The 25,142-nt window shown below is 63.9% G+C and carries 22 protein-coding genes; 5 read left to right on the top strand and 17 right to left on the bottom strand.

The window, feature by feature from the left end; genetic code table 11:
• Positions 1-20 precede the first annotated feature (20 nt).
• From N430_RS14155 to N430_RS14140, 4 genes are all read right to left on the bottom strand, one after another.
• Positions 21-1,100 carry a polyamine ABC transporter substrate-binding protein gene (locus N430_RS14155; RefSeq protein WP_110637501.1) on the bottom strand — a complete coding sequence of 360 codons (1,080 nt, stop codon included), beginning with the start codon at positions 1,098-1,100 and terminating at the stop codon, positions 21-23.
• 52 nt (positions 1,101-1,152) lie between these two features.
• A complete protein-coding gene (locus N430_RS14150) occupies positions 1,153-1,494 on the bottom strand; it encodes a cupin domain-containing protein (protein WP_110637500.1) in 342 nt (113 codons plus the stop codon).
• A 32-nt stretch (positions 1,495-1,526) separates the two neighbouring features.
• The gene (locus tag N430_RS14145; protein ID WP_110637499.1) at positions 1,527-2,933 is read right to left on the bottom strand and encodes an FAD-binding oxidoreductase; all 1,407 of its coding nucleotides are present in this window, start codon (positions 2,931-2,933) and stop codon (positions 1,527-1,529) included.
• Between the two features lie 64 nt (positions 2,934-2,997).
• Positions 2,998-3,798, bottom strand: a complete 801-nt coding sequence (locus N430_RS14140) for a nuclear transport factor 2 family protein (protein WP_110637498.1) — start codon at positions 3,796-3,798, stop codon at positions 2,998-3,000.
• 212 nt (positions 3,799-4,010) lie between these two features.
• Between N430_RS14140 and N430_RS14135 the strand changes: the two genes are divergently transcribed.
• The gene (locus N430_RS14135; protein WP_110637526.1) at positions 4,011-4,907 is read left to right on the top strand and encodes a hypothetical protein; all 897 of its coding nucleotides are present in this window, start codon (positions 4,011-4,013) and stop codon (positions 4,905-4,907) included.
• Positions 4,908-5,251: 344 nt separating this feature from the next.
• Here N430_RS14135 and N430_RS14130 read toward each other — a convergent pair whose 3' ends face one another.
• The 9 genes from N430_RS14130 to N430_RS14090 all read right to left on the bottom strand — a co-directional run bounded on the left by N430_RS14130 (position 5,252) and on the right by N430_RS14090 (position 16,990).
• Positions 5,252-6,220, bottom strand: coding sequence for a peptide ABC transporter ATP-binding protein (locus N430_RS14130; protein ID WP_110637497.1), 969 nt, complete (start codon positions 6,218-6,220; stop codon positions 5,252-5,254).
• Positions 6,220-7,188, bottom strand: coding sequence for an ABC transporter ATP-binding protein (locus N430_RS14125; RefSeq protein ID WP_110637496.1), 969 nt, complete (start codon positions 7,186-7,188; stop codon positions 6,220-6,222). Before N430_RS14125 ends, N430_RS14130 begins: the two co-directional genes overlap by 1 nt.
• 10 nt (positions 7,189-7,198) lie before the next feature.
• On the bottom strand, positions 7,199-8,125 hold the full coding sequence (locus tag N430_RS14120; protein ID WP_103445594.1) for an ABC transporter permease subunit: 927 nt from the start codon (positions 8,123-8,125) through the stop codon (positions 7,199-7,201).
• Between the two features lie 10 nt (positions 8,126-8,135).
• Entirely contained in the window at positions 8,136-9,146 is a 1,011-nt protein-coding gene (locus N430_RS14115; protein WP_027920247.1) for an ABC transporter permease subunit, read from the bottom strand.
• A gap of 74 nt (positions 9,147-9,220) precedes the next feature.
• A complete protein-coding gene (locus N430_RS14110) occupies positions 9,221-10,816 on the bottom strand; it encodes an ABC transporter substrate-binding protein (protein ID WP_110637495.1) in 1,596 nt (531 codons plus the stop codon).
• A 73-nt stretch (positions 10,817-10,889) separates the two neighbouring features.
• On the bottom strand, positions 10,890-12,269 hold the full coding sequence (locus tag N430_RS14105) for an OprD family porin (protein ID WP_110637494.1): 1,380 nt from the start codon (positions 12,267-12,269) through the stop codon (positions 10,890-10,892).
• Between the two features lie 246 nt (positions 12,270-12,515).
• Positions 12,516-14,108 carry an ABC transporter substrate-binding protein gene (locus tag N430_RS14100; RefSeq protein ID WP_110637493.1) on the bottom strand — a complete coding sequence of 531 codons (1,593 nt, stop codon included), beginning with the start codon at positions 14,106-14,108 and terminating at the stop codon, positions 12,516-12,518.
• A 153-nt stretch (positions 14,109-14,261) separates the two neighbouring features.
• Positions 14,262-15,887, bottom strand: coding sequence for an ABC transporter substrate-binding protein (locus tag N430_RS14095; protein WP_110637492.1), 1,626 nt, complete (start codon positions 15,885-15,887; stop codon positions 14,262-14,264).
• A gap of 386 nt (positions 15,888-16,273) precedes the next feature.
• The gene (locus N430_RS14090) at positions 16,274-16,990 is read right to left on the bottom strand and encodes an SIMPL domain-containing protein (RefSeq protein WP_110637491.1); all 717 of its coding nucleotides are present in this window, start codon (positions 16,988-16,990) and stop codon (positions 16,274-16,276) included.
• 202 nt (positions 16,991-17,192) lie between these two features.
• Between N430_RS14090 and N430_RS14085 the strand changes: the two genes are divergently transcribed.
• The 4 genes from N430_RS14085 to N430_RS14070 all read left to right on the top strand — a co-directional run bounded on the left by N430_RS14085 (position 17,193) and on the right by N430_RS14070 (position 21,556).
• A complete protein-coding gene (locus N430_RS14085; protein WP_027920241.1) occupies positions 17,193-18,449 on the top strand; it encodes an ATP-binding protein in 1,257 nt (418 codons plus the stop codon).
• Positions 18,449-19,009, top strand: a complete 561-nt coding sequence (locus N430_RS14080; protein WP_079229623.1) for a response regulator transcription factor — start codon at positions 18,449-18,451, stop codon at positions 19,007-19,009. Before N430_RS14085 ends, N430_RS14080 begins: the two co-directional genes overlap by 1 nt.
• A gap of 189 nt (positions 19,010-19,198) precedes the next feature.
• A complete protein-coding gene (locus N430_RS14075) occupies positions 19,199-20,140 on the top strand; it encodes an AEC family transporter (RefSeq protein ID WP_110637490.1) in 942 nt (313 codons plus the stop codon).
• 57 nt (positions 20,141-20,197) lie between these two features.
• Positions 20,198-21,556 carry an amino acid permease gene (locus N430_RS14070; protein ID WP_110637489.1) on the top strand — a complete coding sequence of 453 codons (1,359 nt, stop codon included), beginning with the start codon at positions 20,198-20,200 and terminating at the stop codon, positions 21,554-21,556.
• 107 nt (positions 21,557-21,663) lie between these two features.
• Here the strand turns inward: N430_RS14070 and N430_RS14065 are convergent, their stop codons facing one another.
• The 4 genes from N430_RS14065 to gatB form a co-directional block, all read right to left on the bottom strand.
• The gene (locus N430_RS14065) at positions 21,664-22,038 is read right to left on the bottom strand and encodes a carboxymuconolactone decarboxylase family protein (protein WP_110637488.1); all 375 of its coding nucleotides are present in this window, start codon (positions 22,036-22,038) and stop codon (positions 21,664-21,666) included.
• Positions 22,039-22,048: 10 nt separating this feature from the next.
• On the bottom strand, positions 22,049-23,092 hold the full coding sequence (locus tag N430_RS14060; RefSeq protein WP_110637487.1) for a calcium/sodium antiporter: 1,044 nt from the start codon (positions 23,090-23,092) through the stop codon (positions 22,049-22,051).
• Positions 23,093-23,164: 72 nt separating this feature from the next.
• Complete coding sequence (locus N430_RS14055) at positions 23,165-23,539, bottom strand: septal ring lytic transglycosylase RlpA family protein (RefSeq protein ID WP_082433675.1); 375 nt, start codon at positions 23,537-23,539, stop codon at positions 23,165-23,167.
• 146 nt (positions 23,540-23,685) lie between these two features.
• Positions 23,686-25,131, bottom strand: coding sequence for an Asp-tRNA(Asn)/Glu-tRNA(Gln) amidotransferase subunit GatB (gatB, locus tag N430_RS14050; RefSeq protein WP_110637486.1), 1,446 nt, complete (start codon positions 25,129-25,131; stop codon positions 23,686-23,688).
• Positions 25,132-25,142 lie beyond the last annotated feature (11 nt).

Genomic DNA, 25,142 nt, shown 5'->3' with positions numbered 1-25,142 from the left:
GGGCCGCAAAGCGGCCCCATTTAGTTACCGGCTTTGATGCTGGTCCAGATCCGGGTCCTGATACGGTCAATCTTGGCCGGCATCGCCTCCAGGGCATACAGCTTGCCCATCACGTCCTCGCTCGGGTAAATCATCGTATTACCCTTCATCGCCGGCTCCACCAGCCCGTCCGCCTTGAGGTTGCCGTTAGCGTACTGCACATGGTTGCTGATGTTGGCCATCACGTCCGGCTGCAGCAGGTAGTTCATGTAGGCATACCCGGCTTTCTCATCCGGTGCATCGGCTGGCATGGCCACCATGTCGAACCACATCGGCGCACCTTCCTTGGGGATCGAATACCCCACCTTCACCCCGTTCTTCGCCTCTTCGGCGCGATTCTTCGCCTGCAGCACATCCCCCGAGAAACCCACCACCACGCAGATATCGCCGTTGGCCAGGTCACCGGTGTACTTCGATGAGTGGAAGTAGCTGATGTACGGCCGCACCTGCATCAGCAGCGCCTTGGCCTTGTCGTAGTCGGCCGGGTTCTGGCTGTGGTGCGGCAGGCCCAGGTAGTGCAGGGCTATCGGCAGCAGCTCGGGGCCGTTGTCCAGCACCGCGACGCCGCAGCTCTTCAGCTTGCTCATGTACTCGGGCTTGAAGATCAGGTCCCAGGAATCCACCGGCGCATTGTCGCCGAGCACTGCCTTGACCTTGTCGATGTTGTAGCCGATGCCGGTGCTGCCCCACAGGTACGGGAAGCCGTACTTGTTACCCGGGTCGTTGACCTCCAGCGCCTTCATCAGCACCGGGTTGAGGTTGTGCCAGTTGGGCAGCTGCGACTTGTCCAGCGGCTTCAGGGCCTTGCCCTGGATCTGCCGGGCCATGAAGTGGTTGGACGGGAACACCACGTCGTAGCCGGAGTTGCCGGTCATCAGCTTGCCGTCGAGGGTCTCGTTGCTGTCGTACACGTCGTAGGTCGGCACGATGCCGCTGGCCTGCTGGAAGTTCTTCAGCGTGTCGGGCGCGACGTAGCTGGACCAGTTGTAGATCTTCACCGTTTCGGCGGCGCTGGCGACACTGGCGGCCAGCATCAGGGGAGCGAGAAGGAGCGTACGCATGTCGGGTTTACCTTGCTTTGTCTGTTGTTATCGAAGGCAGGCGATCAGCGGATCAGAAAATCAGAACGTAGGTCTTGCGCACGGTCTCCTGGATGTCCCAGATGCCGGTGCTGTTGGCCGGTAGCATCAGTGCGTCTCCGGCTTCTATGACCAGGGTTTCGCCACCGTCGGGGGTGAAGGTGCAGCGGCCCTTGATGAAGTGGCAGAACTCCTGCTGCACGATCTGCCGCCGCCAGCGCCCGGGGGTGCACTCCCAGATGCCGGTTTCGACGCCGTCGCTGCGTTCCACGCAGGTGACCGAAGCCACTGCCACGGGTTCGCCAAGCGGCACCGCGACCGGGTTGGCGCTTTCGAGCACGGCGCTGTCTGTGTGTTTGAACTGGGTGATGCTCATGACCGGTGGATCCTGTGTCGGGGTAAGGGAAGTCAGTGCATGAAGCCTTCCATGAAGTCCGCAAGAGAGCTGGCCAGGCGCCGCCTCCAAGGCGCGCTGGCGGGGTTGGCGAGGGTCCGGTCCTCGTGGACGAAGCTCTGGATGATCGCGTTGTAGCCGAGCCAGCGGCAGGGCTCGGGCGGCCAGCTGGCCAGGCTCGCAACCGGGCGGTTGTCGAGCACCCAGGGTTGCGCGGTCAGTTCGTTGTGCTGGTTGAGGATCAGCGCCGCCAGCGTGCGCCCGCCGAGGTTGGTGGCACCGACACCTTCGCCGCCGTAGCCGCCGGCCAGGGCGATGCCGCGCTGGCGGTCGCAGAGCATGTGCGGGCGGAAGCGCCGCGCCATGCCCAGGTTGCCGCCCCAGGAGTGGGTGATACGGGCGTGCTTGAGCTGCGGGAACAGTTCGCCGAACAGGTAGCGCCGCAGTTCGATTTCGTGCTCTTCAAGGTTGAAGTTCTCGCGCAGCCGGCCACCGAAGCGGTAGCCACCGCGGGCGCCGAACACCAGGCGGTTGTCGGCGGTGCGCTGGCCGTAGGTGACCTGGCGGCTGCTCTCGCTGAAGGCCTGGCCCTGGCTCAGGCCGATCTGCTCCCAGGTCGATTCCGGCAGCGGCTCGGTGGCCACCAGCAAGCTCTGCACCGGCAACTGGTGCTTGCCCAGCGGCGGCAGGCTGGCGGCGTACCCTTCGACTGCAGGCACCATCCACTGGCAGCGGATGCGCGCCAGGGGCGAGCGTACTTCGCCGGGTTGCCAGTCGATGGCCGGGGTGTTCTCGTAGATCGTCACGCCCAGGGCTTCCACGGCCCGGGCCAGGCCACGGGCCAGTTTGGCCGGATGGATGGTTGCGGTATGCGGGCTGTAGATCGCGCCGTAGGCATTGCTGACCCGCAGTTGCGCGTCCAGCTGTTCGGGGCGCAACCAGCGGTAGTCGTCCTCGGTCATGCCTTGGCGATAGAGGTCGTCGAGGTAGGCGCGCAGGCTGCGTTCCTGCTCCGGGTAACGCGCGGCGCAATACAGCACGCCGCCTTTGCGGTAGTCACAGTCGATGCCCTCGCGCTGCAGCACGCTGTGCACTTCATCGGGAATGCCATGCAGCAGGTCGATGCTGGCGCGGCGCTGTTGCGGCGACAGGGTGGCGAGCAGGCGGTCTTCGCCGAGCAGGTTGCCCATCAGCCAGCCGCCATTGCGCCCCGAAGCGCCGAAGCCGGCGATGTTGGCCTCGATCACCGCGATATTCAGTTGCGGCGCCTGGCGCTTGAGGTAGTAGGCGGTCCACAGCCCGGTGTAGCCGGCGCCGATGATGCACACATCGACCTCGAGGTCCTGGCGCAGGGCCGGGCGCGCGCACAGCGGCTCGTCGAGCTGGTCCATCCACAGGCTGAGCGTGCGCAGGGGTTGCATCGGGTTTTGCTCCACATCCGTCTAGGTCTGTGGGCGATGCTAGTGGTGTCGGCCGGTGGCTGTCTTACGTGCGTGCACGCAGGGAAATTTGCTTGAGATAGGCCTTGGGGGTGAGGCCGGTGTGCTCACGGAAGCACTTGTAGAACGCCGACAGCGAGTTGAAGCCGGCGTTGAACGCCAGGTCGTCGATCGGTGCCTCGACGCTGTCATCGTCGAGGCTGGCCATCAGGTGTTGCAGGCGCGCCTGGTTGACGTAGCGGTAGAAGCTTTGCCCGAGCACCTGGTTGAGCAGGTAGGAGATCTGGTTACGGCTGTAGCCGCTGGCGTCGGCCACCTGCTGCAGGTCCAGTTCCGGGTCGAGGTAGGGGCGCTGGCGCTGGAAGTAGTGCTCCAGGTCCTGGGCCATGGTCGACAGCTGCCGTGGCGACAGGCCCAGGCGGCTGGTGGCCGGGCGCGGGCCGCTGCTGACCAGGCCGTTGCCGTTCTGGCGAACCAGGGTGGCGTACTCGTTGACCCGCCAGATCAGGCCGTCCTTGACGGTGATCGCTTCGCTGGACTGGAACGCCACCAGGCCGTCGCCGCCCTGCACCGTGACCTGGTACTGGATAAAGGCCGTGCAGCCGTCGACGCGGATGCGGTCGCTGTGGACGATGTCCTCGCCGGCTTCATGGGGCAGGCAGGCGCGCACGTAGTCGCGCAGCTCGCGGTAGCCGAGCACGCGGTTCTGGAAGAAGTCGTGGTACTGGATGTCGGGGTGGTAAAGCGCGATCACGCCGTCGAGGTCACGGTGCTTCCAGCACAGGTGGTAGCGCAGCACGGTGTCGGCGGTGAGCGGGGTCTGGGCGGGGCCGTCGGGGAGGGTCATGGGTCGAATGATGCCTTGCCGGCTTGGCGACCACAAGAATGCAGAACACCTGATCGAGAAAGGCAACTCGCTTATTTTGCACGGTGCCAGAATCAGGGATTTTTCTAACCCATTGATTTTTCAAGATGTCATTTTTTGTCACAACTGGCACAGCCGCTGCAATGGTTACAGCGCGAATGCACTTCTCGCTAACCACACAAGGCGAACTGATCATGATTCCCTCTGCCGACTACCCGCTTGTCGATAGCCAAAGCCGCTCAGGTGTGTCCTGGGCGGCCATTTTCGCAGGAGCCGCCGCCGCTGCGGCCTTGGCGATCATCCTCGTGGTCCTGGGGGCCGGGCTTGGCTTTGCTGCCACCTCGCCCTGGGCAGACGAAGGTGCAAGCGCCAAGGCCTTGGGCATTTCAACCATCGTCTGGCTGCTGGTCACGCAGATCATCGCCTCTGGCCTGGGCGGCTACATCGCCGGCCGGCTGCGGGTGAAATGGGCCAACCTGCATGGTGATGAAGTGTATTTCCGCGATACCGCGCATGGCTTCCTGTCCTGGGCGGTCGCGACGTTGGTCGCGGCAATGCTGGTAGTGGGAGCAGCCGGTAACCTGGCTGGTGCCGGTGCCAGTGCGGCATCCCAAGCGGCCAGCATGACGGCAGCTGCCGGTGGTGCTGCAGCGGCCAGCGCAGACAAGAACTCGATGGGGTATTTCGTCGACAGCCTGTTCCGCGGCGATGGCCCGGCCCCGGTCAGCGAAGATGCCGCCAACGGTATCGCGGCTCGCATCATGGTGAAGGGAGTAGCCAATGGTACGTTGCCGCCTGAAGACCGCACGTATCTGGCGCAGCTGGTGGCACAGCGTACCCGCCTGAGCCAGGCCGAGGCAGAAGCCCGCGTTGACCAGGTGATGGCCCAGGTACAGCAGTTCAAGACAGATGCCAAGCAAGCGGCTGACAAAGCGGCCAAGGTGGCGGCCTGGACTGCCCTGTGGACCTTCGTCGCGCTGCTCTGCGGCGCATTCTTCGCCAGCCTTGCGGCGCTGTACGGCGGCCGCCGTCGCGACCGCGTGCAGTGGATGGAAAGCGAGTACGTCGCTCATCGCACCGTTCAACGTTAAGGAAGGAGAATAACCATGCGCTCGATACTGCTCTGGATGCTCGGGGTTCCGATTCCGGTGATCATCCTGATTGCTTTGTTCATGCATTGATCCGAAGGGCGGCGTAAGCCGCCCTTTGGCTTGGTGCCCGATCAAGGAGATGAAACATGCGCTCGCTATTGCTTTGGATGATTGGGGTGCCGATACCAGTGATCATCCTGATCTGGCTTTTCATGCATTGAGAATCTGGGGCCGCTGCGCAGCCCTTTCGCGACACAAGGCCGCACCTACAGGAGATCGCGATTCCTTGTAGGAGCGGCCTTGTGTCGCGAAAGGGCTGCGTAGCGGCCCCGGCGATCTAAAGCCTAGAGGAACTGCTCAGCATAATGGCAAGCCACCTGCCGTGTACTCACCTGCCGCAACGCCGGCACCTCCTTGGCACAACGCTCGGTCGCATATGGGCAACGCTTGTGAAACGCACACCCGTCAGGCGGATTGAGCGGGTTGGGCAGCTCCCCGGCAATGCGGATCTTCGGCTTCAGCGGGTCCGGGTGAATCGCCGGTGTCGCCGACAGCAGCGCCTGGGTATACGGATGCAGCGGCTTCTCGTAGATATCCGCCTTCGGCCCCATCTCAGCTGGCCGCCCCAGGTACATCACCAGCACCTGATCGGCCACATGCCGCACCACCGCCAGGTTGTGCGAGATGAACACATAGGCGGTGTTGAACTCCTTCTGCAAGTCCATGAACAGGTTCAGCACCTGGGCCTGGATCGATACGTCCAGCGCTGAAGTCGGCTCATCCGCCACCAGCACCTTCGGTTGCAGCATCATCGCCCGAGCCAGGGCAATCCGCTGGCGCTGACCGCCGGAGAACATGTGCGGGTAGCGCTGATAATGCTCGGGGCGCAGGCCGACCTGTTCCATCATCTTCTGCACTTTCTCGCGTCGCTCGGCCTTGCTCAGCGAAGTGTTGATCAGCAGCGGCTCGGCCAGCTGATCACCGATCTTCTGCCGCGGGTTGAGCGAGGCGTAAGGGCTCTGGAACACCATCTGTACATCGCGGCGCAGTTGCTTGCGCTCGGACTTGCTGGCGCCCTTCACCTCGGTGCCGGCGATCTGCAGCGAGCCGGAGGAGGGCTCTTCGATCAGCGTCAGGGCGCGGGCCAGGGTCGACTTGCCGCAGCCGGACTCACCGACCACGGCCAGGGTCTTGCCGGCCTCCAGTTCGAACGACACGCCATTGAGCGCGCGCACCAGGGCGTGACCCTTGAACAGCCCGCGGGAGACTTCGTAATGCCGGGTCAGCTCCCGGGCAGTGAGAACGACGGCCATCACGCCACCTCCTGGTTCAGCGGGTAGAAGCAACGCACCAGGCTGTGGGCCTGCGGGTCGAGGGGCGGGCGCTGGTGCCGGCAGTTGTCCTGCACGTACGGGCAGCGCGGCGACAGCAGGCAGCCGGCCGGGCGGTCGTAGCGGCCGGGGACGATACCGGGCAGGGTGGCCAGGCGCTCGGCGCCGATGCTGTGCTCGGGGATCGCCGCCAGCAGCGCTTCGCTGTACGGGTGGGCAGGCACGTCGAACAGCTCCGGCACCTGGCCGACTTCCACGGCCTGGCCGGCATACATCACGCACACGCGTCTGGCGGTTTCGGCGACCACGGCGAGGTCGTGGGTGATCAGGATGAGCGCCATGTTGCGCTCCTTCTGCAGGTTGACCAGCAGCTCCATGATCTGCGCCTGGATGGTCACATCCAGCGCGGTGGTCGGTTCGTCGGCGATCAGCAGCTTGGGTTCGCCGGCAATCGCCATGGCGATGGCGACGCGTTGGCTCATGCCGCCGGAGAGCTGGTGTGGGTAGGCGTCCAGGCGGCTTTCCGCCGCCGGGATTTCCACTTTCTTCAACAGCTCCAGGGCCCGTTGGCGCGCAGCCTTGCCCTTCAGGCCCAGGTGCTGGCGCAGCACTTCCTCGATCTGGTAACCGACGGTGTAGCTGGGGTTGAGCGCGGTCATCGGGTCCTGGAAGACCATGGCGATGTCCTTGCCCACCACCTTGCGCCGCTGGCGGCCGCTGAGCTTTAGCATGTCGGTGCCGTCGAAGGTGAGCGAATCGGCAGTGATGCGCCCGGGGGCGTCGATCAGGCCCATCAGGGCCATCATGGTGACGGATTTGCCCGAGCCGGACTCGCCGACGATGGCCAGGATCTCGCCGGCTTCCACCGCCAGGTCCAGGCCGTCGACCACGGGCACGGCATTGGCGTCGCCGAAGCGCACGTTCAGGTTGTTGATCTGCAACAGTGACATGGCGTTCTCCTCAGGCGGCGTTCTTGAGTTTCGGGTCCAGCGCATCGCGCAGGCCGTCGCCCATCAGGTTGATTGCCAGCACACTGAGCAGAATGGTCAGGCCGGGCAGGCTCACCACCCACCAGGCGCGCTCGATGTAGTCACGGGCCGAGGCCAGCATGGTGCCCCACTCGGGGGTTGGCGGCTGCACGCCGAGGCCGAGGAAACCCAGGGCGGCGGCGTCGAGGATCGCCGAGGAGAAGCTCAAGGTGGCCTGCACGATCAGTGGCGCCATGCAGTTGGGCAGCACGGTGACGAACATCAGCCGTGGCAGCCCGGCACCGGCCAGGCGTGCGGCGGTGACGTAGTCACGGTTCAGCTCGCCCATCACCGCGGCGCGGGTCAGGCGCACGTAGGAGGGCAACGACACAATGGCGATGGCGATCACTGTGTTGATCAGGCCAGGGCCGAGGATGGCGACGATGGCCACCGCCAGCAGCAGCGACGGCAGCGCCAGCATCACGTCCATCAGGCGCATGATCGAGGGGCCGAGCACCTGCGGGAAGAAGCCGGCCAGCAGGCCCAGCAGGATCCCCGGGATCAGCGACATCACCACCGACGACAGGCCGATCAGCAGCGACAGCCGCGCGCCCTGGATCAGGCGCGACAGCAGGTCGCGGCCCAGTTCGTCGGTGCCGAGGATGAACTGCCAGCTACCGCCTTCAAGCCACACCGGCGGGGTCAGCAGGAAGTCGCGATACTGCTCGCTCGGGTCATGGGGGGCGACCCATGGCGCGAACAGGGCGCAGAACACCACCAGGCACATGAAGGCCAGGCCCATTACCGCGCCCTTGTTGCGCGAGAAGGCGTGCCAGAATTCTTTGTACGGCGAGGGGTAGAGCAGGCTCTGGTCCACCGGGCTGGCCGGTGTGACGGATTTCGGAATCGGGCTAGTCATGGCGAAGGCCTCAGCGCTGATGACGGATGCGTGGGTTGGCCAGGCCGTAGAGGATATCCACGACGAAGTTGACCAGGATCACCAGGCAGGCGATCAACAGGATGCCGTTCTGGACCACGGGGTAGTCACGGGCGCCGATGGCTTCGATCAGCCATTTGCCGATGCCCGGCCAGGAGAAGATGGTTTCGGTGAGCACGGCGCCGGCCAGCAGCGTGCCGACCTGCAGGCCGAACACCGTCAGCACCGGGATCAGCGCATTGCGCAGGCCATGCACGAACACCACGCGGGCGGGCGACAGGCCCTTGGCGCGGGCGGTGCGGATGTAGTCTTCGCGCAGCACTTCGAGCATCGACGAACGGGTCATGCGGGCGATCACCGCCAGCGGGATGGTGCCGAGCACGATGGCCGGCAGGATCAGGTGCATCACCGCGTCCTTGAACGCCCCTTCCTCGTCGCTGAGCAGGGTGTCGATGAGCATGAAGCCGGTCTTCGGCTCGATGTCATAGAGCAGGTCGATCCGCCCGGATACCGGGGTCCAGCCCAGGCTCACCGAGAAGAACATGATCAGGATCAGGCCCCACCAGAAGATCGGCATGGAATAGCCGGCCAGGGAAATCCCCATCACCCCGTGGTCGAACAATGAACCGCGCTTGAGTGCGGCGATCACCCCGGCCAGCAGGCCGACCACGCCGGCGAACAGCAAGGCGGCGAGGGCCAGCTCCAGGGTGGCGGGGAACAGGGTGAGGAACTCGGTCCACACGCTCTCGCGGGTGCGCAGCGATTCACCGAGGTCACCGTGGGCCAGCTTGCCAACGTAGTCCAGGTACTGGACCGGCAACGGCTTGTTCAGGCCCAGGCGCTCCATGGCCTGGGCGTGCATTTCGGGGTCGACCCTGCGCTCGCCCATCATCACTTCCACCGGGTCGCCGGGGATCAGGCGTATGAGCGCGAAGGTCAGCAAGGTGATACCGAAGAAGGTCGGTATCAGCAGGCCCAGGCGCCGGGCAATAAAACTCAACATTGTCGGGGTTACCTCATAAGCAGGTCACGCAGTGCCGCCGGTGCCCGTGTGGGGTCCCGGCGATCGTTGTTGTTCTACTTCACCCGGGTGGTGGCGAAGTTGTTGTTGGTCAGAGGGTTGATCACGTAGCCCTCCACGTTGTCACGCATGGCAGTGAACATCTTCGGATGGGCCATGCTGATCCAGGGTTGATCGTCATCGTACACCTTCAAAGCCTCGGCATAGAGCCTGGCGCGTTCGTCGTTGTCGATCACTTCGCGGGCGCGGGTGATCAGCTCCTGGAATTTGGCGTTGCACCAGCGCGCGTAGTTCTCGCCGCTTTTTGCGGCGTCGCAGCTGAGCAGCGGGCTGAGGAAGTTGTCCGGGTCGCCGTTGTCGCCGGCCCAGCCGGTGGACACCAGGTCGGCTTCGCCGTTCTTGGCGCGGCGCAGCATCTCGGCCCACTCCATCACGCGGATATCCAGCTTCAGGCCGATCTGCTTAAGGTCGGCCTGCAGCATCTCGGCGGACAGGCGTGGGTTGGGGTTGGTCGCCCCGCCGCCGTTGCGGGTGAACAGGGTGATCACCGTGCCTTCCGGTACCCCGGCTTCCTTGAGCAGCTCGCGGGCTTTGGCCAGGTCGTGGGGTGGGTTCTTGTTCTCGGTGTTGAAACCGATCATGGTCGGCGGGTAGGGATTCACCCCGACCAGTGCGTTGCCCTTGCCGAACAGCTGGTCGACGTGGGTCTGGCGGTCGAAGGCCATGTTGATGGCTTTGCGCACGCGTACGTCGCTCAGGTATTTGTGTTCGGTGTTCATCGCGATGTAGCCGGTGACCAGGGCTTCGATTTCGTCGACCTTGAGTGTCGGGTCTTGCTTGATCAACGGTATGTCATCGGGCTTGGGGTAGAGCGCTACCTGGCATTCGTTGGCACGCAGCTTCTGCAGGCGCACGTTGCTGTCGGTGGCGATGGCAAAGATCAGCGCATCGGCCGGTGGCTTGCCGCGGAAGTACTCAGGGTTGGGCTTGTAGCGAACCTGGGCATCCTTGTTGTAGCGCTGGAAGATGAACGGGCCGGTGCCGATCGGCTTGCTGTTGAGGTCGCCAGTCTTGCCGGCCTTGAGCAACTGGTCGCCGTATTCGGCGGAGTAGATCGAGGTGAAGGCCATGGCCATGTCCCGCAGGAACGGTGCCTCAGGGCGGGTCAAGGTGATCACCACGGTGTGGTCATCGGTCTTGTCCACCGACTTGAGCAGGTCCTTGAAGGCCATGCTCTCGAAGTACGGGTAGCCGACGCTGCTTTTGTCATGCCACGGGTGGTGCGGATCGAGCTGGCGATTCAGGCTCCACAGCACGTCGTCGGCGTTGAATTCGCGGGTCGGCTTGAAGTAGTCGGTGGTGTGGAACTTCACCCCCTGGCGCAGGTGGAAGGTGTAGGTCAGGCCGTCGGGTGAAATATCCCAGCGTTCGGCCAGGGCCGGCTGGATGTCGGTGGTGCCTGGCTTGAAGTCGACCAGGCGGTTGAACACCGTCTCGGCCGAGGCATCGGCGGTGACGGCGGTGGTGTACTGGACGATGTCGAAGCCTTCCGGGCTGGCTTCGGTGCACACCACCAGCGGCTTGGCCGCGAGGTTGCCGGCGGCGCCGAGGATGACCGCTGCCAGGGCAGCGCGGAGCGGTAGCGATGTCATGGAAACTCCCTGCATGCGTTGATTCCAGCGTAGCCGCCACGGCCCGGGTTGAAGCGGGCCGTGGCGCCATCGGTCAGAGAATGTTGAATGGAATGGTGGTCACTACGCGGAACTCGTCCAGGCTGCCATCGCCCTGGGCCTTGCTGGCGCGGTGGGCGGTGTAGGTGGCGCGGATGCTGGTGTCCTTGAACGGCCCGCTCTGCACGGCGTAGCTGGTGCCGATGCCCCACTCGTAGTGGGTTTCGCCGTCCAGGCCGTTGACGTCGTAGGCGGTGCCACGGTAGTGGGTGCCGTCGATGCCCCAGCCGCGGGCGTTATACAGGTTGAACTTCAGGCCCGGCACGCCGTAGGGCGCCATGTTCAGCACGTAGGCAATCTGCAGGGATTTCTCGTTGGGGCCGTTGAAGTCCGACAGCAGCGAGTTGGCCAGGTAGATGCCGTTGGTTTCGTGCAGGTAGTCGAAGTACTCGTTGCCATTGACCTGCTGCCACGACGCCGTGAGGGTGTGCGCCTGGTGGGTCAGGCCGAGCGACAGGCTGTAGGTGTCGTTGTCGATCTCGCCCATCTTCTTGCTGCCTTCGTCCACCGTCTTGTAGTAGTTCAGGCCGGTGGTCAGGGCGAGCACGGCGTTGTCGCCGAGGACGTGGTTGGCGCCGAAGTAGTACTGGTTCCAGAAGTCGTCGACCTTGGTGGCGTACAGGCTGGTGGTCAGGCTCTTGAACGGCTGGTAGTTGACCCCGGCGGTGCTGGCGCGGTCGGTCTCGACGCCGGTGGCGCTGTATTCGCTGCGGAACTTGCTCAGGCTCTGTTCGGTGCGCGGCGAAACGCGGTCGAAGGTGCCCAGGTCGATCGACAGGTTGTCGAACTCGGCGCTGTGCAGGAACGCACCCTGGAAGCTCGACGGCAGCGCACGGTTGCCGATGTAGGCGATCATCGGCGTGTCCACCGACTGGCGGCCGACGGTGAGCGTGGTGTTGGAGACGCGCGCCTTGACGTTGGCCAGGCCCATCTTGCTCCACTGGTCGACCGGGTCACCGTCGCTGTGGGTCAGCGTTCGGTTGTTCGGCCCGGCGATTGCGGCGCGGCCCTGCTGGATGGCGATGGCGTTGTAGCCGGCGGCCTCGACGGCAAAGCCGACCGTGCCCTGGGTGAAGCCCGAGCTGTAGTTGAGGATGGTGCCCTGCACCCAGTTGTCGCGGCTGTGGGTGTCGTGGCGTGTGCCGTCGGCCTTGTAGTACTTCCAAAGCGGTGCGCGGGTGGCACGTTCATGGGCGTACCAGTTGCGCGTGCTGCCGGACAGGCTCTGGCCGTCGAGGAAGCCGTTGGCCTGGTCCTGTTCGCTGCTGGATTTCAGGCTGATCGGGACGTAGTCCTGGCTCTGGGTGTCGGCCTCGGTCACGGCGGAAAAGGTGCCGATGGATAAGGCCAAAGCGGTCAAGGTGAATAGTCTCAAGGTTAAAGCTCCCTTTCTGTTCTTTTAGTTATGCCTGGCCTTGTGGGCCGGGTTGCTTGCTGCGGTGTTGCCAGGGTTGCCCGGGGTCGCCGGGCCAAATCGGGGAGTTGTGTTGGCTGTACTGGCCTCTTCGCGGCGGTTCGGCGCCCCGACGCGCCCGCTCCCACAGGTACGGCGCAGTCTCCGAGCCTGTGAAGATCCTGTGGGAGCGGGCTTGCCCGCGAAGAGGCCAGTGAGGGCTAAAGGTCAGTCAACACTCACACCGGAAAAGTTATTGCGCCCGAACGGGCTGACCTTGAAATCGGCCACCTTGATGCTCAGCGGCTGGTTCACCGTGGAATGCGCCACCGGGGTGATCGGCACCTGCTGCTTCAGGCGCTGCTGGGCCTGCTGGTACAGCGCCGTGCGCTGTTCGCGGTCGGTAACCTGCTTGGCCTGCTTGACCAGGCTGTCGTACTGCGGGTCGCACCACAGCGAGTAGTTGTTGCTGCCGATGGCGTCGCAGTTGTAGAGGGTGCCAAGCCAGTTGTCCGGGTCACCGTTGTCGCCGGTCCAGCCGATCAGGGCGATGTCGTGCTCGCCACTCTTCATGCGCTTGAGGTATTCGCCCCATTCGTAACTGACGATGCGCACCTTGAAGCCGAGCTTGTTCCAGTCGGCCTGGAGCATCTCGGCCATCAGCTTGGCATTGGGGTTGTACGGACGCTGCACGGGCATGGCCCACAGGGTGACCTCGGTACCCGGCTTGACCCCGGCCTGCTGCAGCAGCTGCCTGGCCTTTTCCGGGTCGAAGTGGGCGTCTTTGAGGCTGCTGTCATAGGACCACTGGGTCGGCGGCATGGCGTTGACCGCCAGCTGGCCGGAGTCCTGATACACCGCCTGGATGATCGCTTTCTTGTTCACCGCCATGTCCATGGCCTGGCGCACTTCCAGGCGGTCGAACGGTGGGTGCTGGGTGTTGTAGGCGATGTAGCCGAGGTTGAAGCCCGGCTGCTGCATGACCTGCAGCTTGCCATCGGCCTTGAGCGCCGGCAGGTCGGCCGGGCGCGGGTGCAGGGTGACCTGGCATTCATTGCGGCGCAGCTTCTGGATGCGCACCGACGGGTCGGTGTTGATCGAGAACACCAGGTTGTCGATCTTCACTTGCTCCGGCGCCCAGTAGTTCTTGTTCCCCTTGAAGCGGATCTGCGAGTCCTTCTGATAACGCTGGAACACGAACGGCCCGGTGCCGATCGGTTGCTGGTTGATGTCGCTGGGGCGACCGCTGGCCAGCAACGTTTCGGCGTACTCGGCCGAGAGTATCGAGGCGAAACTCATGGCCAGGTTCTGGATGAAGGCGGCATCGACCTTGTTCAGGGTGAATACCACGGTCAGCGGGCCAGTTTTCTCGACCTGGGCGATGTTCTTGTCCAGGCCCATGCTGACGAAGTAGGGGAATTCGGTGGGGTAGGCCTTACGGAACGGCTGGTCCTTGTCGAGCATGCGGTTGAAGGTGAACAGCACGTCGTCGGCATTGAAGTCACGGCTCGGCGTGAAGGCCTTGTTGGCGTGGAACTTCACCCCGGGGCGCAGGTGGAAGGTGTAGCGCAGGCCATCGTCGGAGACTTCCCATTTTGTCGCCAGCGCCGGGTGCACGGCCGTGCCGCCGCGCTCGAACTCCACCAGCCGGTTGTAGATCGGCTCGGCGGCGTCATTGTCGGTGGCACTGGTGTACTGGGCGGTGTCAAAGCCGGCCGGGCTGCCTTCGGAGCAGAACACCAGGTTCTTGGCTTGAAGGGCAGGGGCCTGGCTCAGCAGGCCGAGGGCGAGCAGGGTCGAAAGGCGGGTGACGTGGCGCATGGCGGTTCCTTTTCCAGCTGTTCAAGCCGCTTCGGGGTACGAATGGCGGCAACAGTTTCCCGACCCCGTCGCGGGTAGCGTCGGAGCGGGTGTGCAGTGCTTGGTTGCGGTGAAACGGCCCCCGCCGCGGTCGGGCGGGGGCCGGGATCTACCCTATTTGTCCACGCTGACCCCGTAGAAGGAGTTCAACGCGAACGGGCTGATCTTGAAGTCCTTCACCTTGGCGCTCATCGGCTGGTACACCGTGGAGTGGGCGATCGGGGTGATCGGCACCTGTTCCTTGAGGATGTGCTGGGCCTTCTGGTACAGCTCGGTGCGCTTGGCCTGGTCGGACGTGGCCTTGGCCTGCTTGATCAGGTCGTCGTAGGGCTTGTAGCACCACTTGGAGAAGTTGTTGCCGTCGATGGCGTCGCAGCCGTAGAGGGTGCCGAGCCAGTTGTCCGGGTCACCGTTGTCGCCGCTCCAGCCAATCAGCATGGCGCCCTGTTCGCCGCCTTTGGAGCGCTTGATGTACTCGCCCCATTCATAGCTGACGATCTTCGCCTTGATGCCGATCTTGGCCCAGTCCGACTGCAGCATTTCGGCCATCAGCTTGGCGTTAGGGTTGTATGGGCGCTGCACCGGCATGGCCCACAGGGTGATCTCGGTGCCTTCCTTGATGCCGGCTTCCTTGAGCAGTTGCTTGGCCTTTTCTGGGTCGTACGGCGCGTCCTTGATGCTGGTGTCATAGGACCACTGGGTCGGCGGCATGGCGTTGACTGCCAGCTGGCCGGCGCCCTGGTAGACCGATTCGATGATCTTCTTCTTGTCCACGGCCATGTCCAGCGCCTGGCGGACTTCCAGCTTGGCCATCGGGTTGGGCTCGTTGCTGCCCTTGATCTTGTCCATCACGTTGTAGGCGATGTAGCCGAGGTTGAAGCCGGCCTGCTGTGGCATCTGCAGGTTCTTGTCGGCTTTCAGCGGCTCGATGTCGGCCGGCCGTGGGAACAGGGTGACCTGGCACTCGTTCTTTTTCAGCTTCTGCATGCGCACCGAGGCGTCGGTGGTGATGGCGAAGATCAGGTTGTCGATCTTCACGTCTTCGGGCTTCCAGTAGTCCTTGTTGCCCTTGAAGCGGATCTGCGCGTCTTTCTGGTACTTGCTGAACACGAACGGGCCGGTGCCGATCGGCTTCTGGTTGATGTCGGCGGCCTTGCCGTCCTTGAGCAGCTGATCGGCGTATTCGGCGGACTGGATGGAGGCGAAGCTCATGGCCAGGTTCTGGATGAACGCGGCGTCCACTTCATTGAGGGTGAACTTCACCGTGTGATCGTCGAGCTTCTCCACCTTGGCGATGTTCTTGTCCATGCCCATGTCGGTGAAGTACGGGAACTCGGTGGGGTAGGCCTTACGGAACGGGTGGTTCTTGTCGAGCATGCGGTCGAAGGTGAACAGCACGTCATCGGCGTTGAATTCGCGGGTCGGCTTGAAGTAGTCGGTGGTGTGGAACTTGACCCCTTCGCGCAGGTGGAAGGTGTAGGTCTTGCCGTCGTCGGCCACGTCCCATTTCGTTGCCAGGCCCGGGATGACCGCGGTACCGCCGCGTTCGAACTGGGTCAGGCGGTTGAACACGGTCTCGGCCGAGGCGTCGAAGTCGGTTCCGGTGGTGTATTGCCCCGGGTCGAAGCCGGCCGGGCTGCCTTCGGAGCAGAACACCAGGTTGGACGCGGCGTGGGCTAGGGGAGCGCCGGCGAGCAAGCCTGCACCGAGCAGGAACGGAATGACTGCGTGTTTAAGCATGGTGGCCTCATTGTTGTCATTTTTGGTTTGAGGTGGCCTCGTGAGCCGACCTGCGGATACTTATGCAGGGGGTATTCCCAATGCAACAGGCAGAAGGATAGTTGGCGCCAGAAAAGTAGTACGAGCGTACATGGATGTCGCATTCGTATAACTTTCAGCGAAGTTGAACGTTTGCGAGGGCAAAATGATGGCTTTTTGCGGGATGTTTCGGGGCAGGAAAGGGTGTAGGAAGCACCTCAATGGTGCGTAGGAAATTTCTCGGTAGTTTGAATTTGACGCGGTCCCTGTGGGAGCGGGCATGCCCGCGAACACGGGCAGAAGCCCGTGCCATCCACTGCGGTGGCTTCTTCGCGGGCATGCCCGCTCCCACAAGGTACTTCGTGGCTTTACGGCATCTGCACTTCGATCAGGCCATCGGCATTCATGCTGACTTCACTGGTACCCGCCTCGATATCCGGCGCGGGCGCCGCCTCGTCTGCCGCCTTCGCCATCATCGCCATTGGCGCGCTGCGCAGGTAAGGGCGCGGGTAGCCGGAACTGTTGAGGTTCAGGCTGACCACTTTATAGCCTTTGCCGCCTAGTGCCTCGGTGGCGAGCTGCGCACGGGCCTTGAACGCATTCACCGCATCCTTGAGCAACTCGTCTTCGCTGGCCTTGCGCGTGGCCGGGGCAATGGAGAAGTCCATGCCGCCCATTTTCAGGTCCTGCAGCAGGTCGGCGGTGAGCTGGGACAGGGCCGGGAAGTCGGCACCTTCCAGGCGTAGCTCGGCGCGCTCGCGCCAGCCGGTGATCTTCTGGCCTTTGCTGTCATACACCGGGTAGCTGTTGCGGCTGCCCTGGCTGATCTTCACGTCCTTGACCTGGCGCGCCTGCTGCACGGCCTTGTTCATGGTTTCGGTGATCTGCTTGGCGAGCTTGCCCGGGTCGGTATTCTGCGCTTCGCTATAGAGGGTCACGACCATCAGGTCGCGCGCCACTTCCTTGCTGACTTCGGCGCGCAGCGATACCTGGTTGTAGCGCGGTTCGTCGGCCGCCAGGGCCGGCAGGCTGGCGAGCAGGCCGCAGGACAGAATCAGGGCCGCGCCGCGACGTGGAATGTGCATGTGTTACTCCTTGGCAATAATGGGCGTGGGTTCTGGCCATCCATCCCTCGCATGGCCCATCAGACCGGGACCAGTGTAGTGGGTTCAAAAGTGCCACTATGAACTTGTGACAAAGTGTGGCGCTTTGCCGCATCGCTGCAGCGGGGCGCCCGGCTTCGGTATACTCCAGCCGATTTTCCTGGAGCACTCATCGGGAGAGCGCATGCTCGCCGCCGCACAACCGTTGTCCGCAACACGCCAGAACCTCTGGCGCCTGACTGTCATTCGCGTTCTGGTCCTGGCTGCCCAGGCAGGCTCCGTGGGCGTTGCCTACTGGACCGACCTGCTGCCGCTGCCGTGGCTTTCGCTGGCCGCGACCCTGGCCCTGTCGTCGCTGCTCTGCGCCTTCACTGCCTTGCGCCTGCGCCTGTCACTGCCGGTCACCGAGACCGAATATGCCTTGCAGCTGGCCTGCGACCTGTTGATCCACAGTGCCTTGTTGTACTACTCAGGTGGCTCGACCAACCCATTCGTGTCCTATTACCTGGTGCCGCTGGCAATCGCTGCGGTGACCTTGCCGTGGCTGTATTCGCTGATCCTCTCGGGCATCGCCCTGACGGCCTACAGCCTGCTGCTGGTGCAGTTCTACCCGCTCGAAGGGCTGCCGATGGCGCGGGACAAGATGCAGGTCTACGGCATGTGGCTGAGTATCGCCCTGGCCGCCGCCGTGATTACCTTCTTCGCCGCACGCATGGCCGAGGAGCTGCGCCGCCAGGAGCAACTGCGTTCCGAACGCCGCGAAGAAAGCCTGCGTGATGAACAGCTGCTGGCCGTGGCCACCCAGGCTGCCGGTGCGGCCCATGAGCTGGGCACGCCCTTGGCGACCATGAGCGTGCTGCTCAATGAAATGCGCCAGGACCACACCGACCCACTGCTGCAGGAAGACCTGCAGATCCTTCAGGACCAGGTCAAGCTGTGCAAGGAAACCCTGCAGCAGCTGGTGCGCGCCGCCGAGGCCAACCGCCGCCTGGCCGTGGTCGAACAGGACGTCACCGCCTGGCTCGACGAGGCGCTGAACCGCTGGCACCTGATGCGCCCGGAGGCCAGCTACCGCTTCCAGCGCCTGCGCGACGGCCAGGTTCCGCGCCTGACGCCGCCACCGGATTTGACCCAGGCGCTGCTGAACCTGCTGAACAATGCTGCCGATGCCTGCCCCGATGACCTGCAGGTGACCCTTGACTGGGACGCCCAGGACATCCTGATCAGCATCCGCGACCATGGCCCCGGCGTGCCGCCGGCCATTGCCGAAGCGATCGGCAAACCCTTCATTACCACCAAGGGCAAAGGCTTCGGCCTGGGCCTGTTCTTGAGCAAGGCCAGCGTGACCCGTGCGGGCGGTTCGGTGAAACTCTATAGTCATGAACAGGGTGGCACCCTGACCGAACTGCGCCTGCCCCATGGCAAGCGAGGAGATGAATGATGAGCGAAGAAAACCAGGTCGAAGGCGAAGAACTTCCGCACCTGCTGCTGGTGGACGATGACGCCACCTTTACCCGGGTCATGGCCCGCGCCATGAGCCGCCGTGGTTTCCGCGTAAGCACTGCCGGCTCCGCCGAGGAGGGCCTGATCCTGGCCCAGCAGGACCTGCCGGACTACGCCACGCTGGACCTGAAGATGGAAGGCGACTCGGGCCTGGTGCTGCTGCCCAAGCTGCTGGAGCTGGACCCGGAGATGCGCGTGGTGATCCTCACCGGTTACTCGAGCATCGCCACCGCTGTCGAGGCGGTCAAGCGTGGCGCCTGCAACTACCTGTGCAAGCCGGCCGACGCCGACGATGTGCTGGCAGCGCTGCTGTCGGAGCATGCCGACCTGGACTCGCTGGTGCCGGAAAACCCGATGTCGGTGGACCGCCTGCAGTGGGAGCACATCCAGCGCGTGCTGAACGAGCACGAGGGCAATATCTCCGCCACCGCGCGGGCGCTGGGCATGCACCGCCGGACCTTGCAGCGCAAACTGCAGAAACGCCCGGTCCGCCGCTGAGTCAGCGTTGGCTTCTTCGCGGGCGCGCCCGCTCCCACAGAGATCGCGTAACCCTGTGGGAGCGGGCGTGCCCGCGAAGAAGCCGGTGCAGACAGAAACATGTTTAAAGTCCCGCTCGATCCCCGCAATTCCTGACGCGTTGGCGTATCATTAGCCGCCTAACGGCAACCCCATCAGGACCGCTTGCGCATGCTCGCCCTTCTTATCCAGACGCTGAACATCACGGCGCCCGTCTTCGCCATGCTGTTCATGGGCGTGTTGCTCAAACGCATCCACCTGATCGACGACAATTTCAACCGCGTCGCCTCGCAGCTGGTGTTCAACGTCTGCATGCCAGCGTTGCTGTTCCTCGGCATCTACCACGCCGACCTGGCCACGGCGGTGCAGCCCAAGGTCATCCTCTACTTCGTCGCCGCCACCCTGGTCGGCTTCGCCGTGTCCTGGGGCATGGCAATCTGGCGCAGCCCGCTGGCTGACCGCGGTATCTACACCCAGGGCGCGTTCCGCGGCAACAACGGCGTGATCGGCCTGGCCCTGGCTGCCAGCCTTTATGGCGATTACGGCATCTCCCTCGGGGCGGTGCTCGCCGGCCTGGTTATCCTCATGTACAACTCGCTGTCGTCGGTGGTGCTGGCGGTGTACAGCCCGGATCTCAAGTCCGACCCCTGGAGCATCTGCAAGAGCATTTTCAGCAACCCGCTGATCATCAGCGTGCTGGTGGCCACGCCGATGGCTTACGGCCAGGTGCCGTTGCCCAACTGGCTGCTCACCTCGGGTGACTACCTGGCGCAGATGACCCTGCCGCTGGCGCTGATCTGCATCGGCGGCACCCTGTCGCTGGCGGCGCTGCGCGACAGCGGCAGGCTGGCCATCGATGCCAGCCTGGTGAAGATGGTCTGGCTGCCACTGATCGGTACCCTGGGGGCCTGGTTGTGCGGTTTCCGCGGAGCCGAGCTGGGCATCCTGTTCCTCTACATCGGCAGCCCGACGGCGGCGGCCAGTTATGTCATGGCCCGCGCCGCCAACGGTAACCATGAACTGGCGGCCTCGATCATCGTGATTACCACGCTAATGGCGGCGATCACCACCAATATTGGTATTTTCATCTTGCAGTGGGGCGGATGGATCTAGATCCTTGACTGCAAAACAACAGCAATAACACTGCCTCACTGAGCCAAAGGACACTTCATGCAAGACCAGAGCACGCCCGAGCCGCTGAAGCGCGGGTTGAAGAATCGCCATATCCAGCTGATCGCGCTGGGCGGTGCCGTCGGCACCGGGCTGTTTCTGGGCATCGCCCAGACCATCCAGCTGGCCGGCCCCTCCGTTTTGCTGGGCTACGCCATCGCCGGCCTGATGGCCTTCTTCATCATGCGCCAATTGGGTGAGATGGTGGTCGAGGAGCCGGTCGCCGGCAGCTTCAGCCACTTCGCCCACCAATACTGGAGCGAGTTCGCCGGTTTCGTCTCCGGTTGGAACTACTGGGTGGTGTACGTGCTGGTCGGCATGGCCGAACTCACGGCCGTGGGTATCTATGTGCAGTACTGGTGGCCGGAGTTCCCGACCTGGGCCACGGCGGCGATCTTCTTCGTGGCAATCAACCTGATCAACCTGACCCAGGTGAGGGTCTACGGCGAGATGGAGTTCTGGTTCGCCCTGGTCAAGGTGGTGGCCATCGTCAGCATGATCGGCTTCGGTGCCTGGCTGCTGGCCAGCGGCCACGGCGGCCCGGATGCCAGCGTGGCCAACCTGTGGCAATACGGCGGGTTCTTCCCCAGTGGCGTGACCGGGCTGGTGATGGCGCTGGCGGTGATCATGTTCTCGTTCGGTGGCCTGGAGCTGGTCGGTATCACCGCCGCCGAGGCTGACAACCCGCGCCAGAGCATCCCCAAAGCCACCAACCAGGTGGTCTACCGCATCCTGATCTTCTACATCGGCGCCCTGGCCGTGCTGCTGTCGTTGTACCCCTGGCAGAAAGTGGTGCAGGGCGGCAGCCCGTTCGTGATGATTTTCCACGAACTGGACAGCGACCTGGTGGCGACCATTCTCAACATCGTGGTGCTGACTGCCGCGCTGTCGGTGTACAACAGCTGCGTGTACGCCAACAGCCGCATGCTGTTCGGCCTGGCCAGCCAAGGCGATGCGCCACGCCAGCTGCTCAAGGTGAGCCGCAGCGGTGTGCCACTGACGGCGTTGGGCGTTTCGGCCTTTGCGACCGGCCTGTGCGTGCTGATCAACTACCTGATGCCCGGTGAGGCGTTCGGCCTGTTGATGGCTCTGGCGGTGTCGGCGCTGGTGATCAACTGGGCCAGCATCAGTATTACCCACCTGAAGTTCCGCAAGGCCAAGCTGGCGGCCGGGATCACCCCGTTCTACCAGAGCTGGGGGCACCCGCTGACCAACTACCTGTGCCTGGCGTTCATCGTGCTGATTCTGGTGGTGATGTACCTGACCCCACCGATCCGCATCTCGGTGATGCTGATTCCGGGGTGGATTGCGGTGCTGTGGGTGGCCTTCAAGCTGAAGAAGGCTCGCCAGGCCCAATAAGCAAGACAGGTCCGGCCTCTTCGCGGGCACGCCCGCTCCCACAGGTGCAGTGCAGTACTTGTGGGAGCGGGCGTGCCCGCGAAGAGGCCGGACCTGAAAAGGCTAAATCAGGCCTGATAGCTGTCGATGACTTCCTGCGCGGCCCTGAAAGCATCGATCGCCGCCGGCACTCCCGCATAGACTGCGCAATGCAGCAATGCCTCGCGAATCTCCTCCACCGTACAGCCATTGTTCAACGCCCCGCGCACATGTCCCTTCAGCTCCTGCGGGCACTTGAGCGCCGTCAGGGTGGCCAGGGTAATCAGGCTGCGGGTTTTCAGCGGTAGCCCGTCACGTGACCAGACACTGCCCCAGGCATGCTCGTTGACGAAGTCCTGCAGGGGCTGGGTAAAGTCGGTGGCATTGCCCAGGGCGCGGTCGACGAAGGCATCGCCCATCACCTGGCGGCGAATCTGTTCGCCGGTCTTGTTGCTCTCAGCCATGTTGTTTTCCTTAGTGTTGGCGGCGCCAGGCACGCACGGTGGTAAACAACAGCACCACGACGAGCACTGGCAGAACGTAGAACAGCATCAACCGCTCCAGGCGGCCGGCCAGCGGCATGCCCATGGTGAAGGCTGCCACATGCAGGCCATAGACCAGATACAGGCAGAGAAACACCAGCCCCTCGACGCGGGTGACACGGTAGCCGGAGTAGAAAACGGGCAGGCTCAGGGCTGCGACACCCAGCATTACCGGCAGGTCGAACGCCAGCGCATTGGGCGAGATGCTCAGCGGCTCAGGGGTGATCAGCGCCGTCAGGCCGAGCACTGCCAGCAGGTTGAACAGGTTGCTGCCGATCACCGTACCTACCGCAATCTCTCGCTCGCCGCGAATGGCGGCGATCAGCGCGGCGGCAAGCTCAGGCAGGGATGTGCACACGGCCACAACCGTCAGGCCGATGACGCGTTCGGACAGGCCGAGATCGGTGGCCACTTCAACGGCCGCTTCCAGTAGCAGGTGGCCGGCCAGGCTCAACAGGCCAAGACCGAACAGCACCTGCAGCAGTGTTCCGGACCAGAAGCGCCCGGCGCTGGCAGCCCCGGCATGCTGGGCGGGATAGGTGCGGGCATAGTGGCGAGACTGGTGCCACAGCATGGCCAGGTAGCCGGCCAGGGCGAGCAGCAGCAACAACCCTTCGGCCCGGCCCAGGTGGCCATTGGCACAGAGCGCATACACCAGGCCGCTGGCAACGATCATCAACGGGATGTCCAGGCGCACCAGTTGGCGTGATACCCGCAGCGGGATGATCAGCGCGGCCAGGCCGAGGATGACCAGCACGTTGAAGATGTTGCTGCCGATCACGCTGCCCACGGCCACGTCGGGCGCACCTTGATAGGCGGCCTGCAGGCTCACGGTCAGCTGTGGCGCGGTACTGCCGAAGGCCACCAGGCTCAGGCCGATGATCAGTGGTCGCACGTGCAGGCGCTGGGCCAGGCGCAGGGCGGCGCGCACCAGGAGTTCGGCTCCGGCGATCAGCAGCAGCAGGGCAACGCCCATTTGCAGCAGGCTGAAGGTGGGGAGGGTGGCCAGGTCGAAAATAATCGGGCTCCAGTCAGGACGGGTATCAGGTCAGTCGCTCAGACCTTGTACCCGGACGCGCGCCGTTCCGCTACGGAGCATGCCGATTTTTTCTGCTGCGGCACGTGACAGGTCGATCAACCGGCCTCGGGTATGCGGGCCGCGGTCGTTGATGCGGACCACTACGCTGCGGTCGTTGGCCAGGTTGGTGACCAGCACCCGGCTGCCGAATGGCAGGCTGCGGTGGGCGGCAGTGAGGCCGTGCTGGTTGAACGGTTCGCCGCTGGCAGTGCGTTTGCCGTGGTGGCGCGAGCCGTAATAGGAAGCGGTGCCGGTTTCGTTGTAACCGCGCGGGTCGATGTCGTGGCTGGCGCAGCCGGCCAGGAAGGAGAACAGGGCCAGGGTGCCGAGGGATCGTTTTAGCAAGTCAGGTGCTCTCCTATATGGCCATTCGCGGGCGCGCCCGCTCCCACAGGTACATCGCCGCATGTGTTAGCGGCGCTGCACCTGTGGGAGCGGGCGTGCCCGCGAACGAGGGCGAAGCCCTCGCAAGAGTCAGAGGGGTAAAACAATCACCCTTCGAGCTTGGCCTTGAGCAATTGGTTCACCTGCCCCGGGTTGGCCTTGCCTTTGGACGCCTTCATCGCCTGGCCGACGAAGAAGCCGAACATCTTGCCGCGCTTGGCCTCGTCGGCGGCGCGATACTGTTCGACCTGTTCGGCGTTGGCTGCGAGCATCTCGTCGAGCATCTTGTCGATCGCACCGGTGTCGGTGACCTGCTTGAGGCCTTTGCTCTCGATGATGCTGTCGGCATCGCCTTCACCGGCGGCCATGGCCTCGAACACGGTCTTGGCAATCTTGCCGCTGATGGTGTTGTCGCGAATGCGCAGCAGCATGCCGCCCAGGTGCGCGGCGCTGACCGGCGCCTGGTCGATCTCTATGCCCAGCTTGTTCAGCAGGCTGCCCAGTTCGACCATGACCCAGTTGGCGGCCAGTTTGGCGTCGCCACCGATCTTCACCACTTCTTCGAAGTAGTCCGCCTGTTCGCGGCTGGATGCCAGCACGTTGGCGTCGTAGGCCGACAGGCCGTATTGGCTCTGGAAGCGCTCGACCTTCTGTGGCGGCAGCTCCGGCAGGCCGGCGCGGACGGTTTCGAGGAAGCTGTCCTCGATCACCACCGGCAGCAGGTCCGGATCGGGGAAGTAACGGTAGTCGTTGGCCTCCTCCTTGCTGCGCATGGAGCGGGTCTCGTCCTTGTTCGGGTCGTACAGGCGGGTTTCCTGCACCACCTTGCCGCCGTCCTCGATCAGGTCGATCTGGCGCTGGATCTCGCTGTTGATCGCACGCTCGATGAAGCGGAACGAGTTGACGTTCTTGATCTCGCAGCGGGTGCCGAACTCGGCCTGGCCTTTCGGGCGGATCGACACGTTGCAGTCGCAGCGCAGCGAGCCTTCGGCCATGTTGCCGTCACAGATGCCCAGGTAGCGCACCAGGGCGTGGATGGCCTTGACGTAGGCCACGGCTTCCTTGGCGCTGCGCATGTCCGGCTCGGAGACGATTTCCAGCAGCGGCGTGCCGGCGCGGTTCAGGTCGATGCCGGTAGAGCCGCTGAAGTCTTCGTGCAGGCTCTTGCCGGCGTCTTCTTCCAGGTGCGCGCGGGTAACGCCGATGCGCTTGATGGTGCCGTCTTCCAGGGCGATGTCCAAGTGGCCCTTGCCGACGATCGGCAGGTCCATCTGGCTGATCTGGTAGCCCTTGGGCAGGTCGGGGTAGAAGTAGTTCTTGCGCGCGAACACGTTGCGCTTGCAGATCTCGGCATCGATCGCCAGGCCGAACATGCAGGCCATGCGCACGGCTTCCTGGTTCAGCACCGGCAGTACGCCGGGCATGCCCAGGTCAACCAGGCTGGCCTGGGTGTTCGGCTCGGAGCCGAAGGTGGTGGCGCTGCCGGAGAAGATCTTCGACTGGGTGGCCAGCTGGGTATGAATCTCCAGCCCGATCACAACTTCCCATTGCATGTGTGAATTCC

The sequence above is a fragment of the Pseudomonas sp. CC120222-01a genome, from assembly GCF_003097235.1.
Lineage (GTDB): Bacteria > Pseudomonadota > Gammaproteobacteria > Pseudomonadales > Pseudomonadaceae > Aquipseudomonas.
Note: the sequence above shows the minus strand (reverse complement) of the source record. Positions and strands in the feature narration are given on the sequence as shown.